Source organism: Vibrio sp. 14G-20 (genome assembly GCF_026241515.1).
In the GTDB taxonomy this organism is placed as follows: Bacteria; Pseudomonadota; Gammaproteobacteria; order Enterobacterales; family Vibrionaceae; genus Vibrio.
The window spans coordinates 114,946-129,085 of sequence record NZ_JAPHPW010000005.1 but is presented as its reverse complement, the minus strand read 5'-3'; the positions used below and the strand labels follow the sequence as shown (position 1 = coordinate 129,085).

At 43.7% G+C, this 14,140-nt stretch carries 13 protein-coding genes; 7 read left to right on the top strand and 6 right to left on the bottom strand.

What is annotated here, in order from left to right; all coding sequences use genetic code 11:
• Nucleotide 1 precedes the first annotated feature (1 nt).
• On the top strand, nucleotides 2–1,195 hold the full coding sequence (locus tag OQJ75_RS06260) for a glycine C-acetyltransferase (protein ID WP_176679902.1): 1,194 nt from the start codon (nucleotides 2–4) through the stop codon (nucleotides 1,193–1,195).
• Nucleotides 1,196–1,305: 110 nt separating this feature from the next.
• Nucleotides 1,306–2,337, top strand: coding sequence for an L-threonine 3-dehydrogenase (tdh, locus tag OQJ75_RS06255; protein WP_017059546.1), 1,032 nt, complete (start codon nucleotides 1,306–1,308; stop codon nucleotides 2,335–2,337).
• Nucleotides 2,338–2,458: 121 nt separating this feature from the next.
• Here the strand turns inward: tdh and OQJ75_RS06250 are convergent, their stop codons facing one another.
• Nucleotides 2,459–3,985, bottom strand: coding sequence for a DUF4041 domain-containing protein (locus tag OQJ75_RS06250; protein WP_265971839.1), 1,527 nt, complete (start codon nucleotides 3,983–3,985; stop codon nucleotides 2,459–2,461).
• Between the two features lie 338 nt (nucleotides 3,986–4,323).
• Here OQJ75_RS06250 and OQJ75_RS06245 point away from each other — a divergent pair, with 338 nt between their 5' ends.
• Nucleotides 4,324–5,184, top strand: a complete 861-nt coding sequence (locus OQJ75_RS06245; RefSeq protein WP_265971840.1) for a hypothetical protein — start codon at nucleotides 4,324–4,326, stop codon at nucleotides 5,182–5,184.
• Between the two features lie 100 nt (nucleotides 5,185–5,284).
• Here the strand turns inward: OQJ75_RS06245 and OQJ75_RS06240 are convergent, their stop codons facing one another.
• The 3 genes from OQJ75_RS06240 to OQJ75_RS06230 form a co-directional block, all read right to left on the bottom strand.
• Nucleotides 5,285–6,511, bottom strand: coding sequence for a DUF819 domain-containing protein (locus OQJ75_RS06240; protein WP_171307935.1), 1,227 nt, complete (start codon nucleotides 6,509–6,511; stop codon nucleotides 5,285–5,287).
• Nucleotides 6,512–7,052: 541 nt separating this feature from the next.
• Nucleotides 7,053–8,978: a monovalent cation:proton antiporter-2 (CPA2) family protein gene (locus OQJ75_RS06235; protein WP_265971843.1), complete on the bottom strand. Its 1,926-nt coding sequence runs from the start codon at nucleotides 8,976–8,978 to the stop codon at nucleotides 7,053–7,055.
• The gene (locus tag OQJ75_RS06230) at nucleotides 8,978–9,595 is read right to left on the bottom strand and encodes an NAD(P)H-dependent oxidoreductase (RefSeq protein WP_248376104.1); all 618 of its coding nucleotides are present in this window, start codon (nucleotides 9,593–9,595) and stop codon (nucleotides 8,978–8,980) included. Before OQJ75_RS06230 ends, OQJ75_RS06235 begins: the two co-directional genes overlap by 1 nt.
• 304 nt (nucleotides 9,596–9,899) lie before the next feature.
• Between OQJ75_RS06230 and OQJ75_RS06225 the strand changes: the two genes are divergently transcribed.
• A complete protein-coding gene (locus OQJ75_RS06225) occupies nucleotides 9,900–10,976 on the top strand; it encodes a threonine aldolase family protein (protein ID WP_265971845.1) in 1,077 nt (358 codons plus the stop codon).
• 116 nt (nucleotides 10,977–11,092) lie between these two features.
• Here the strand turns inward: OQJ75_RS06225 and OQJ75_RS06220 are convergent, their stop codons facing one another.
• A complete protein-coding gene (locus tag OQJ75_RS06220) occupies nucleotides 11,093–11,218 on the bottom strand; it encodes a hypothetical protein (protein WP_017075772.1) in 126 nt (41 codons plus the stop codon).
• A gap of 247 nt (nucleotides 11,219–11,465) precedes the next feature.
• On the opposite strand from OQJ75_RS06220, the gene OQJ75_RS06215 reads away from it, so the two are divergent.
• The 3 genes from OQJ75_RS06215 to OQJ75_RS06205 all read left to right on the top strand — a co-directional run bounded on the left by OQJ75_RS06215 (nucleotide 11,466) and on the right by OQJ75_RS06205 (nucleotide 12,818).
• The gene (locus tag OQJ75_RS06215; RefSeq protein ID WP_004730224.1) at nucleotides 11,466–11,900 is read left to right on the top strand and encodes a YccF domain-containing protein; all 435 of its coding nucleotides are present in this window, start codon (nucleotides 11,466–11,468) and stop codon (nucleotides 11,898–11,900) included.
• 257 nt (nucleotides 11,901–12,157) lie between these two features.
• A complete protein-coding gene (locus OQJ75_RS06210) occupies nucleotides 12,158–12,517 on the top strand; it encodes a hypothetical protein (protein WP_265971851.1) in 360 nt (119 codons plus the stop codon).
• The gene (locus OQJ75_RS06205) at nucleotides 12,507–12,818 is read left to right on the top strand and encodes a hypothetical protein (protein WP_265971853.1); all 312 of its coding nucleotides are present in this window, start codon (nucleotides 12,507–12,509) and stop codon (nucleotides 12,816–12,818) included. Before OQJ75_RS06210 ends, OQJ75_RS06205 begins: the two co-directional genes overlap by 11 nt.
• A gap of 72 nt (nucleotides 12,819–12,890) precedes the next feature.
• On the opposite strand, the gene OQJ75_RS06200 is transcribed toward OQJ75_RS06205, so the two are convergent.
• Nucleotides 12,891–14,123, bottom strand: a complete 1,233-nt coding sequence (locus tag OQJ75_RS06200; RefSeq protein ID WP_265971854.1) for a hypothetical protein — start codon at nucleotides 14,121–14,123, stop codon at nucleotides 12,891–12,893.
• Nucleotides 14,124–14,140 lie beyond the last annotated feature (17 nt).

Here is a 14,140-nt window from a genome sequence, read left to right as displayed (position 1 = left end):
AATGTCTTCTGCATTTTACCAACAGATTCAAACTCAAATCGAAGAAGTTAAAGAAGAAGGTCTTTACAAGTCTGAGCGCATTATCACTTCCGCTCAAAAAGCAGCGGTTTCTATCTCGACTGGTGAAGAAGTACTAAACTTCTGTGCAAACAACTACTTAGGTCTTGCTAACCACCCTGAGCTGATCGAAGCTGCGAAAGGCGGTATGGATCAACACGGTTTTGGTATGGCTTCTGTGCGTTTCATCTGTGGTACTCAAGACTCTCACAAAGAACTAGAGCAAAAGCTATCTACGTTCCTTGGTAAAGAAGACACAATCCTATACACATCTTGTTTTGATGCGAACGCTGGCCTATTCGAAACGATTCTAGGCAAAGAAGACGCAATCATTTCTGATGCTCTAAACCACGCATCTATCATCGATGGTGTTCGTCTGTGTAAAGCAATGCGCTTCCGCTACGCGAACAACAACATGGAAGAGCTAGAGCAACAACTTATCGCAGCTAAAGAAGCTGGCGCTCGTCACACACTTATCGTAACTGACGGTGTGTTCTCTATGGACGGCGTAGTGGCTAACCTTCCTGCTATTTGTGACCTTGCTGATAAGTACGGCGCACTAGTAATGGTTGATGATTCTCACGCAGTAGGTTTCATGGGTGAAAACGGCGCGGGTACTCACGAGTTCCACAACGTTGTAGACCGTATCGACATCATCACAGGTACGCTTGGTAAAGCAATGGGTGGCGCTTCAGGCGGTTACACGTCTGGTAAGAAAGAAGTAATTGACTGGTTACGCCAGCGTTCTCGTCCATACCTATTCTCTAACTCTGTTGCACCTGCAATCGTATCGGCGTCTATCCGTGTTCTAGATCTTCTTGCGGAATCTGGCGACCTACGTACTCAACTATGGGAAAACTCTGCTCACTTCCGTACTCGCATGGAAGAAGCGGGCTTCACTATGGGCGGTGCTGACCACGCAATCATCCCAATCATGCTTGGTGATGCAAAAGTAGCGGCTGAATTCGCAGAGCGCGCACTAGAGAAAGGCATCTACGTTGTAGGTTTCTCTTTCCCTGTAGTTCCAAAAGGCCAAGCTCGTATCCGTACGCAAATGTCTGCTGCACACTCTCGTGAGCAACTAGACCGCGCAATCGATGCGTTCATCCAAGTTGGTAAAGATATGGGTATCATCTAATTTTAAAGGGATGCCACGAGCATCCTTTAATTAGATAGAGCAACACTCAGTAGAACATATAGATTTTTGATTCTCGCCTTACAGTTAGGCGAGATGAACTGGATAACATTATGAAAATTAAAGCACTTTCTAAGCTTAAGCCTGAAGAAGGCATCTGGATGACCGAGGTTGAAAAACCTGAAATGGGTCATAATGATCTTCTTATTCGTATTAAGAAAACTGCAATCTGTGGTACAGACGTACACATCTACAACTGGGATGAGTGGTCACAAAACACAATTCCAGTACCTATGGTAGTAGGTCACGAATACGTGGGTGAAGTTGTTGGCATCGGCCAAGAAGTTCGTGGTTTTGAAATCGGCGACCGTGTATCTGGCGAAGGTCACATCACATGTGGTCACTGTCGTAACTGTCGTGGCGGCCGTACTCACCTTTGTCGTAACACAACAGGTGTTGGCGTTAACCGCACTGGTGCGTTCTCTGAGTTCCTTGTGATCCCTGCGTTCAACGCATTTAAGATCCCTGCAGAAATCTCTGACGATCTAGCATCAATCTTTGACCCGTTTGGTAACGCAGTACACACAGCGCTTTCTTTCGACCTAGTAGGCGAAGACGTGCTAATTACTGGTGCTGGTCCAATCGGCATCATGGCTGCAGCTGTTGCTAAGCACGTTGGTGCTCGCCACGTTGTAATTACTGACGTAAACGAATACCGCCTAGATCTTGCTAAGAAAATGGGTGTAACTCGTGCAGTAAACGTGATGGAAGAGAAGCTTGAAGACGTAATGTCTGATCTTGGCATGACAGAAGGCTTCGATGTAGGCCTAGAAATGTCTGGTAACCCATCTGCGTTCAACAGCATGCTGACTAACATGAACCACGGCGGTAAGATCTCTCTGCTAGGTATTCCACCATCAGACATGGCAGTAGACTGGAATCAAGTAATCTTCAAAGGCTTGGTTATCAAAGGTATCTACGGTCGTGAGATGTTCGAAACTTGGTACAAGATGGCTTCACTAATCCAGTCTGGCCTAGATCTAACACCAATCATTACTCACCACTACAAAGTGGACGACTTCCAGAAAGGCTTCGACATGATGCGCTCTGGTATGTCTGGTAAAGTAATTCTTGATTGGGAATAATTCTGAGTTAGGAAGCTAACTTAAGAACGCTTAATAGAAAGGCGACAGTTATTACTGTCGCCTTTTTTGTATTTTACGTAGCAGAAGTAGGTCATCGTTTACCCGTTCATAAATGCTACCTTTACGCTACTGCTTGCTGTTCTTTCGCAATTGCTAAACTCTCACGGAACTCAGCGGCTTCAGCCTTAAGAGTCCAATGAACTTCATGTAACCCTTGTTGCTCAACAGCTTGTTTAACCTCTGCTATTGTAGTCTTGAAGAACTCTTTTCTTGGGTTGATTTTGTTAACCGACTGCTCGTTGAACTTCTTGTGGAGCTCTTTCTCAAGAGAAGGAGCATCGTCACTATAAATCATTGCATGAACATCAAATGAGAATGGTACAGAAGCATCACCAAGTTCTTTTACTCTGTCCATTGGTTCTAAGCGACGAGTCATACCAATCTTAAACACCTCTTCACCAAAACTACCAACGTTGCTGATTACGTAAACATGCCCTCGGCGAGTTTGCTGTGCCATTGATAGCGCACGTTGACCTTTTTCTTCAGCTTCTTGTAGTTTGCTTTCTAATTCTGCAAGTTGTGCTTCAAATACAGCTCTCTGTTCTTCACTTGCTTGACCTAATTCAGCTCGCGCTTTTTCTAGAGCTTTTTGTAGCATCTTTTCTTCTTTTTCAGCTTCTTTTCGCGCCTTTTCCATTTCGCGGATAGCTCGTTCTTCTTCGCGAATCTGAGCCTTAATTTCGGCTTGTTCTTCTTTTCCGACCTTTCTTAGCTCAAATGCAGCAACGGCCCATTTGAGCTCGGTTAGACGTGCGTCTAGGTATTCTTGGTTGATACGAGCGTTCCTGAATGGAGCACCGTTATGATTTACTAAGGCAAAAGCATCAATAATTTCTTGTTGGATTTTCCCAAAATTGTCGTGCTTTGTTTTAGATAGAGCACTATCGACCTTTCCGTTGAAAGCATCGACGGCAAAATGAATTGCATAAGTTTTACGGTGAGCTTCAACATAATCACAAGCCCCTGCATGACCTTCTTTGACCATTGCCTTTACTCGTTTACGGGATACTTTGAGTTCTTCACCTGCTTGTTTGTAACTGTACTCTTCTGCGAGGTCATCAAGAACAGACTGATTTGGGATGATGTAGTCATCTTTATAGCCGTCAATTGTATTGCGCATCGCACGAATCGCCTTTTCGTAGGAATCAGCTTTGGCCTTTGCTTCGTAAGCATTACCTGCTATTTCTTTGGCTTGAGCTTCTGCGAAGCTAAGCACTTTCGCAGATTCTTCGCGTGCATCGTTCTTGATAATCTCCGCTTTTTCTTTTGCTTCGTTTAACTTTTTACGTGTTTCGTTACGCAGCTCTTCAGTCTCAGACAAAACTCTTTCTGCTTGGAACCTTATCGAAGTAGCTTCTTCGGTGGCTTCATCAAGCAGGCGGTTAGCGTGTAACTCCATATCAATTACAGGGGCATACTTTTTTAGTAGTGTGTCTTTTTCATTTTCTATGTTGCTAATTTTTTGATTAGCTATCGAAAATTGTTCTTCAAACTCTTTACGCTTTTTTTTACTTCTTAAATGTAAAATCACCAATAGGATCAATGGTAAGAAAAATATAGTAAGAGTGACTATTACACTTGTTTCCATTTGTTTTACCTAGCTAAGTTTGGTTGTTATTGAGTTACGTCTTTAATGATTTCTGAGAGTCGTTTCTTCCAATTAAACGCTCTTTGAAGAATACTCCTGTATTAGTAGTTTGACGATGTATATTATCTAAGCTCATGTAATAAAAGCAAAAACACAATAAATGCTGTGTAATATTGTTCTATTTGTGAGTTGGCGGTTGTGCAATTGTGACTGTTATTGGGAAGTCAAATTACATGAAATCTACTCCTGTCACTTAATGGCCATTTTACTGTCCAGTAATCTCTAAAATACTCAATAAGCAGTTACACCTTATTGTTTTATTATTGAAGAGAGGGCTCATGGCTTGTAAACCACTTGCACTGATAATAACTGGAATATTATTAACGCTGAATTTTGCTAGCGCTGATGTCGACATTTCGAAATCTGAAAGCGATCAAGTAGCAGAAAAGGCAGCAAAGGAACTTGCAAACCCAAACACAGCTTACGCTAGCCTCAATTTAAAGCTCCAGTATTCAGGTGGTTACGATGGTGGAGGAGATGCTTTCGCGACCGTCTTGCAGCCGACATTGCCGTTTCCAATGGACAATGGTGATAAAGTGATTTTCCGCCCGGCTGTCTCTTATGTACAGAACGCTTTCCATATGGATACACCAGCAAGCTCGCAGCATATGGATCAGTCCGGCGTTACAGACATCTCATTTGATTTAGCTTATGCGCCTAAAATGGACGGCGTTACTATTGTCGCTTTCGGTCTCTTTGCTTCTTTGCCAACGGGCAGTAATGACTTAACGGCTGATCAATTTGCTGTCGGGCCTGAGTTTATGTTCGGTAAGGCAAGCAGCGAGCGAGTTGTAGGTGTTTTTCCAAACCACTTATATGGTGTTTCTGGAGATGGCGCTGACGATTCTGATACTCAAATAAATAAGACATCGACACAAGTCTTTTGGGTGGAGATATTAGGAGGAGGTTGGACTATCGGCTCTGCGCCGACATTCTCGTATGACTGGAATAAGGATCAGGCGGAAATTCCGTTGAATGTAAGCGTAAGCAAGACTACTGTGTTGAACGGACGTCCTTGGAAGTTTGGCATTGAAGCGAACTATTACCTTGAGAAAGACGAAGAAACGCGTCCAGATTTTATGTTGAGCTTTAATATCAGCCCAGTTGTGGAAAATAAGCTGGCGTCTTTGTTCGATTAAGCCGTTATTTGAAATACAGTTTTAGAAACGAAAAAGGCTGAACGATCATCGTTCAGCCTTTCTTGTTGTTGCTTTAGCCATCTTTGTTTTAAGAGGCTTATTAACCTAGTGCAGCAGCCTGCATGATTAGGCCACAGATGTAAGCGCCGTATGTACCCAGTGCGTAACCAAGTACAGCCATTAGAATGCCTACTGGCGCTAATGCTGGGTGGAATGCAGCAGCGACGATAGGAGCCGATGCAGCACCGCCTACGTTAGCTTGGCTACCGACAGCCATGAAGAACAATGGTGCACGGATTAGCTTTGCCATCACAATCATGATAATCGCGTGAATAGTTAACCAAGTGATACCGATGAAGAAGTAACCAGGGTTATCCAAAATAGCCGTTATATCCATTTGCATACCAATGGTTGCAACTAAGATATAGATGAACGCTGAGCCTACTTTAGATGCACCACTGTGCTCAAGGCTGCGCGTTGATTTGAAACATGAAGCGATCAGCGCAAACGTAGTCACCATTACGATTAACCAAAAGAACCCAGAAGTCAGGCTGTATTGCGCTAGCTCAGGAGCGTTAGTTGAGATCCATGGTGCGATCATGTCACTGAAAAAGTGTGCTAAGCCCGTAAGACCAAATGCAATTCCCGTGATCTTCATTAGATCAGTCGTCGTCGTCGGGCGAGCGTTTTCTTCTTGGTACTTAGAAACGGTTTCTTTTAGGTCTTCGATAGATGAAGTATCGGCTTTTAACCACGCATCAATCTTCTTCTGACGGCCAGCCATAATAAGTAATATTGCCATCCAAATGTTGGCACAGATTACGTCTACAGTAATCATCGCAGAGAACAGTTGGTCGTCTACTTCAAACACTTCTTTCATTGCGGCTTGGTTTGCACCACCGCCAATCCAAGAACCTGCAACCGTTGTTAGGCCACGCCATACATCACCAGATACAAGGTCAGGGTTAATTTGGTCGATGATCAAGATAGCCAACGGGCCACCAATGATAATACCGACAGTACCTGTCAGGAACATGATGACGGCTTTTGAACCTAGCCCAAAGATTTTACGTAGGTCTGCTGAGATGATCAGTAGAACGAGCGCGCTTGGTAAGAGGTAGCGACTTGCAACGAAGTATAACTTAGAGTTTGATGCGTCGATGATGCCTAAACTGTTCAGTAGAGAAGGAACAAAGTAACAGAGCAATAGACCCGGAACGAACGAGTAGAATTTTTTCAGTGCGCTATTTTGGCTACTTTCCGTGATAAAAACACCGCCAAGAATAACAGCTAACATGCCCATTATTACAGCATCATTAGTAATCATTATTATATCTCCTTTAAGGTGAGCGCAAAGGTCTCACTTTTTGAATTGCAGGACTATACCGATAACCGCTATTCGTTACAAATTGTAACGATAGACATGTTTTGAAATGTTTATGTTAATTTTAACGGGTTGAATTTGTGAATGTAGCGCGTTACATATTTGCGTGGTGAATGGTTAGATTGGGGCTTGTGTAGCGTATTTAGATATATGCAATGTAACTCAAGCCTTGGAGGGTGGTCGCTATGAATTGGGGCGATGATTGAATGACTTAAATGAGTGCATATATAGCCATGTTTATGGTGTGGTTTATGCGAGGTTGGAATGTTTCAATAATGTAAAAAGTGAATTCACTTTTGCCATGTGGTCAGAAATTAAAAATTTTAGCTAGATCACATAAATCTTTTGGATTACGAGTTTTAGCACCCGCTACTCATGCTCATTTGACGTTTTGTAGGGGGGCAATGAAAGAAAAAGCGGCCTAAATAGCCGCTTTTGATGGTTGCCTAGTATGGTTATCTAACGCCGTTATTTAGAGTTGTGCTTAGAACTCTTCTTCCTCAAAGCCATCTGCATAGCCTTTCGGTGGCGGTGTCCAACCTCGTTCTGAGCGAGAGTGCTTATCTGAGCGGTCTTTTTTCATATCTTCTTTCATCGCTTCTTCTAGATGAATAAAGATTTGTCGGTAGTTGTTGTCGTAGCGAGGGTTCTCTTCCGCTTCAGACCAAGCTTGGTAGAGCTTTTCAGACTTACGGCTTTCAACACGTTGATACGTTGATTTCTGTTGTTCAACGAAGAATGGGTGATGGCCTAGCGAACGCAAGGCTTCTGCACCCATTTCAAGCGCCGAGTGGTACGTTTCTGATTCTACAAAATCTGCACCGGCTTCTCTTAGGCGATAGCTGTGACCACGGTCGAATGCACGTGCTAAGATTTTCACTTTAGGGTAGGTGTGTTTAACGTACTTCACCAGTTCAACGCTTGAGTCCTGGTTGTCTATCGCGACAACAAGCATTGCGGCTTCTTCGATTCCTGCGGTATGCAATAAGTCATGACGAGTCGCATCACCAAAGTAAGATTTAATATTGATGGAGCGTAATAAATCTACTTGGTTGGCTTGGTGATCCAAAACCACAGTATTGACATCATTCGATACCAATAAACGGTTAACGATCTGACCGAATCGGCCAATACCAGCAATGATCACCGTACCTTTCTCTTCGATGGTATCTTCTTCGCGATCGTTAGACTTTTGCTCATAACGAGGAAGTATCACTTTATCAAATAGAATGAATAATCCTGGCGTTAGGAACATTGAAAGTGCAACAACCAGCGACAGTGTTTGAACAATATCGGCTGGCAGTACATGGTTTTGGGATGAGAAGCTCAGTAGGACAAAACCGAATTCACCGGCTTGCGCTAAGCTCAATGTAAACAGCCAGCGGTCACTGTTTTTGATTTTGAAGATTAACGCCAACGTAAATAGCACCAAAGCTTTGAGTAGCATAACGCCAAGGGTGAGGCCAATGATCAAACCAAAGTCGTTGAATAGAACATCAAAGTTGATGCCTGCACCTACGGTAATAAAGAACAAGCCAAGTAGAAGCCCTTTAAACGGGTCGATATTAGACTCAAGTTCGTGGCGGAATTCACTGTTCGCCAATACCACACCCGCAAGGAAGGTACCCAAAGCCGGTGATAGGCCGACTAGGCTCATTAGTGCAGCAATACCAATCACCAACATTAGTGCGGTTGCAGTGAAGATTTCACGTAGGCCTGAGCTTGCAACAAAGCGGAACAGTGGACGACTCAAGAAGTGCCCGCCGACAACAACAATCGCAATAGATGCCGTGATCACAAGGCCATAAGTCCAACCGGGTAGGCCAGCAACGAGACTTAACTCTTCATGGTGATCAGAAGCCGAAGCGACAGCGCTTTGTGCAGCTTCGATTAATTCTGGCAACGCTAATAGAGGGATAAATGCCAGCATCGGAATGACTGCGATATCTTGGAACAGTAAGACCGAGAAAGCATTCTTGCCGCCTTCTGTCTTGGAGAGCCCTTTCTCATTAAAGGTTTGAAGTACAATCGCAGTAGATGATAGTGCGAAGATCAAACCGATAGTCAGTGCAATGGTCCAAGGCTGTCCGAAGAAAAGGGCGATACCCATTACAATCGCGGTCGTGCCACCAACTTGCAGACCACCAAGACCCATAAGTCGGTTTCTCATTGCCCAAAGCATCTTAGGCTCAAGTTCCAGTCCGACTAAGAACAGCATCATCACCACGCCGAATTCGGCAAAGTGTTGAATGGTTGTGGTCTCTTCGCCGACTAAGCCGATAATTGGACCAATCACAACACCGGCAATTAGGTAGCCAAGCACTGAACCAAGGCCAAGTCTTTTGGCAATAGGCACCGCAATAACTGCTGCGACTAAGTAGATAAATGCTTGTAGAAAATATCCCGTCATTATTTAACCTCTGCCATTAGTTCTTCTACGTAGTGGTTGAGTTTTTCTGCCTTGCTGGCTTTCTTGATATTGATCTTGCCAGCAACCAGTGCCTCCAACAGCACTTTATAGCTATCGACATGCTCTTGAATGCGGTTTTCTTCCAATGCGGTACGTGAACCAAATAGAGCAAATGGTGCGAGGTAGGTCATCCCACACAGAGAAGCGGTTTGTTCTATTGGGTGAAGCAGCTCTCGAATAGTGAAATGGTTGTAACCATCACTTTGGTAGGCGTCTTTCTTGCCACCTGCAGTAATGCTACATAACAAGTTCTTACCCTGCAGTTCATTACCATCAGCGCCATAGGCGAAGCCGTATTCAAGAACAAGATCTTGCCACTCTTTAAGAATTGCCGGTGTTGAGTACCAATACAAAGGGAACTGAAAAATGATGATGTCATGGTCTAACAGGCGTTTCTGTTCACGGTCGATGTTGATTTTAAATGTCGGATACTCAGCATAGAGATCGACACAGGTAACACCGTCAACGCGTTTGGCTTGTTCAAATAAGGGTTTGTTTGCTTCAGAACGATGTTGAGAAGGGTGGGCGAATAGCACCAAGACTCGATTTTTCGACATATAGCCCTCTTTGTCCATTAACGAATAATATTTATTGGAATTATAGTTATACAATAATAGAAGAATGGTTGAACAACAACGAATTAGCCCATAGTTCTTTGTTTAGATACGGGTGCTTTTCTGCGCTTAATTCTATAATACACCAGTTATTTTGTGTCTTTCAGGCGCAAGTAGCCGATGACTGAGTAAAACTAATTATTCACGAATAGTAAAAGCGAATATGGGCATTTTATGTCACCGTTGGTGGGTAACGTAAATAATCCAATAACCCTACATAGAACGATAATGAATAAAGGAAAAAACTATGAGCATGGACTTGCGTCAACAATGTGATTTGTTGCTTTCTGGTCATCTAGAACCGACACCAGCACAAACATTCGCTCAGATGGCTGAATGGTGTGAAACACACAATGTGAGCCATGATAGCTACGGTGATGGCGAGTTTATCGAGAGCTTCGAAAACAAGGTCGCAGATCTGCTTGGTTATGAAGCCGCCGTGTTTGTTATCACTGGCACCATGAATCAACCCACAGCATTAGAAATTGCCTGCCAAGAGAAAAGAAACCCACTAGTAGCGATGCATGAGTCGAGTCATATCATGCGTCATGAACGCCAAGGGTATCAGCTCCAAAATCGCTTCAACGTGCTTCCGGTCGGCAATGTATTTCGCACTTGGAATGTCGACGACTTAAAGGCTTGGCCTGATGAGATTGCCGCGGCATTGTATGAACTACCGATGCGAGAGATTGGTGGTCAGTTGCCTGAGTGGGAAGAGCTTGAAGCTATAAAGCAGTACTGCAAAGAACAATCGATTCACTTTCATATGGATGGTGCACGCTTGTGGGAATGTGGCGCCTATTACCAAAAGCCATACAGCGAAATTGCTAAGGGGTTCGATAGCGCCTATGTTTCTCTGTATAAAGGTCTCAATGGCCTTGGTGGTTCGTTATTGTTGGGCGATAAAGCTTTTGTAGCGAAAGCATCGGCCTGGATGAAACGTCAAGGTGGTAATGTTTATCACAGAACGCCTTATGTGGTTTCAGCTGCGATGCAGTTTGATGAGCGATTAGAACTGATGCCTGCTTTATACGAACGCACCAAACAGGTTTATCAAATCCTACAAGATTACCCTCAGTTTACGGTTAACCCACAGCAACCGCAGGTCAACATGCTTCACCTCTATTTACCTGTGAGTTACGAAGACGGCATTATCGTGAGAGATAACATAGCTAAGAAACACAAGGTTTGGATAGGAAACCCAGCGATCAGCGAATTGCCAAACCAATGTAAAATTGAATGGTATGTAGGGGATAACTTATTAAATCTGCCTGATCATGAGCTGATCGACATTCTTGATTTTATTAACGAAGAGCTGATTTGATTGCGGAAGAGTTGAGTTGATTACAATAGAACTGACTGCAGAACAACGGATCTAATGGAAATGGATACAGGAAATTGGTCCGGTATCCATTTATGCAGCTAGGACGGCAGGCTCTGTTACATATACTGGTTGATGTATACGTCGACTAAGAACATGAACACTGGAACCGTACTGAGAAGTCCGAAGAAGACGATTGGCACCCAGTTTTTGATTTTCTTTTTAGGTTGCTCAGTGTTATTCATAAATTCGGCCTTAAAGTAGTTGTCGTGTCTGTTTAGCTTTTTGGTACTAAAAATCTAAGTGCATGGTATCAAATAAATGGGTTTAGCCCTATGTAGATTTAGAGAACCGTGGAGTATATCAATCACATAAAATGTAAGTGATTCATAAATGGTTCATAAAGGTTCAACAATAATGAACCTATTAGAAAAAGTATTGCCTCACTCGGCATATAAAATAAACAGCATTCAAAGATTTGGAGAATACAGAATGAAAACAATAGGAAACATCATTTGGTTTCTGTTCGGTGGTGTATTTATGGGGCTGGCGTGGTGGTTCTTCGGACTGCTCGCATTCCTAACCATCGTTGGTATTCCATGGGGTAGAGCGTGTTTTGTTATGGGTAACTTCTCATTCTTCCCATTTGGTCAGGAAGCGATTTCGCGTGATGAACTGACCAATGAAATGGACATTGGCACGAGTCCGCTAGGTGTGATTGGTAACGTTATTTGGTTCTTGTTTGCGGGAATCTGGCTTGCGATTGGTCACATCATGTCAGCAGTGGCGTGTTTCATTACCATCATCGGTATTCCGTTCGCGATTCAACACCTTAAGCTCGCGGTTATCTCGCTGGCGCCAATCGGTAAGACGGTTGTCGATAAACGTGAAGCCGAAGCAGCGCGAGTAAGAAATTACAAAGGTTAATTTTCTATCTGTATTACACAGGTCTGCAAATAATAAAAGAGCATGCTACTGAGCATGCTCTTTTTCTTGCCGCATTAGTATGTGCACTCCCACTCCACGGAAAGAGACACCCTCGCAATATAGTGAAACTCTCCAACCTAGTGCCCTTATGCGCAGTTATTAAGTGCATGCGGTTGTTTAGTTACCTTTCATCTATTTTGCTAGCCTTAGTGGTGCAGCATCCTTGAAACTCGATAAATGCAAAATCGGAGGGTGTTATGTCTACAAAATCGAACGTACTCATGCTGTTATTGTGCAGTACGTTGGTTGGCTGTAGCAATGGTTTTTCTTCTGCAACAAAACCCCATAAAGAGGGTTTTATGGTACAAAATCAGAAGATTACTTATGGCGTTCCGCTTATTCAAACCATTGAAGCAAGTACCGTTAGACTAGATGAAGATTGGGTGTTAACGGCAAAACATAATAAGCATTTGCTCGACAATTTAGATCTGGAGGTGATTTATCATCCTAAATGCGATGTGGCATTAATCAAACGTCCCAGGCAAACAGTCATCCAAACTGGGGGTAGTATTTCGTGGCGAGTTTGTCGCTCATGTTGGCTATCCAATGACGCGTGAGCCAACGGTTAACGGTGGTTATTACATTGGTGAGATTAATGTCGCAACTTGGCAAGGGTGCACAATGTCTGCATCTACTGGTTTAGTTCGTATCGGCATGTCGGGAGGCGGCGTGTATAACCAACATGGGGAGTTGGTGGGTATTAATCATGGTTACATTCCAGAGATCGTTAAATGGGATAATTATGAACACCACCAACCTGCCGTGTTTGTTTCTTTGCTGTCGGTGAATGATTGGTTGACTGAAGTAACAGGTAATTCGTATTTTGGTGAAGAGTTGTTGTCCAAATTGAGTAAATAGAACAGTTAAGCTGGGAAGAGCGTTGCTTTCCCGGCTTAATATAGAGAATATCGTTTACGCCTTTAGCGTTAATTAATCTGGAATAACCTCCATATATTGGCCGTCTACTAATGCAGAGTAGTTATCTTTGATTAATGAGCCATTAAAAGTACCGCCATTCTCTTCATCGACCCCGTATTGCCCGTGGCAACCACGCTGTAGGCTCAAGCCACTGGTATTGGAGTCATCCCATTCAAAGGTGTCGGTAACGGTTAGATTACCGAGAATCTGGAACATTGAGTTGGATTCACATTCGAAAACGCCACTTGAAACATCACCATCTGACACAAAAGAGCTAGTTTGAGAGATGTAAGTTTCATTTGTGATGGTGGCATCGCCCCAAACCGAGATTCGCGAGTTACCCCATGCCTCCAATTCATTACTCACGGTGAGTTCATCGGCTTCTAACGTCGAGCCAGACTCAACAACGACATTCTCTGCTACGAGGTTCGAAACGTAAACAAACGAACTACCGATAGCCTCTAGGTTGGTGAAAGAGACATCACCGCTATCAACCACAAGGCTAGAGTTTGCATCTGCGATAGCTTGAGGAGCACTACCGGTAATACTGCTGCGAATATCGACACTGGCGTTGCGATTAAGGTGCAGCGCAAGATTGTTGACTGAACCAGAATTGACTCGTAGATAAGCGGTTCGAATTGTTACGTTGGTTTGATATTCGTCGCCATCTTCTACCGCAGTAGGTAGGGTAACGTTGTCAAAGCGCACAGATGAACTGTTTCTGGCGAAAAGCATGCCGCCAAGGGTGATGTCTTGAAGCCTCACACTGGATTGACCATCAATGAAAACGGCTTCGGGTTCGTCTTGACTGGCACCTGCAAGGATACTGGCACTGTCTACGCCAACAATTTTTACGTCATTGCGAACAATGAATACCGAATTGCACGCACCTGTAACGTTATAAGTCGTTCTGGTGGTGGTATTACGAGAGTCTTCAAGTGCACCCTTCAGAGAATCAGCGTCGTCATTACAGTTAATATCGACGGTCGAATAGGCATCTGTCGAAACGCCAGAGTCTTCCAAGCTGGTCACTCTCGCCTCGATAGAGTCAACCTCATCCGTCAAATCATCAACCTCAGTGCCTAAGGATGAAATATCTTGGTCAAGTGCTGTAAAATTTGCATTTACTTCGCTCGCTTTAGCCGGAGTATTGGCGGTAAAGGTATTTGGCACCTCAGCGAATGCACTCGACGTAAACGCGCTGCTCACTGCTGTTGCTAACACAAGTTTCATGGTGGTGTTCATGTTAAATTCCTTATATG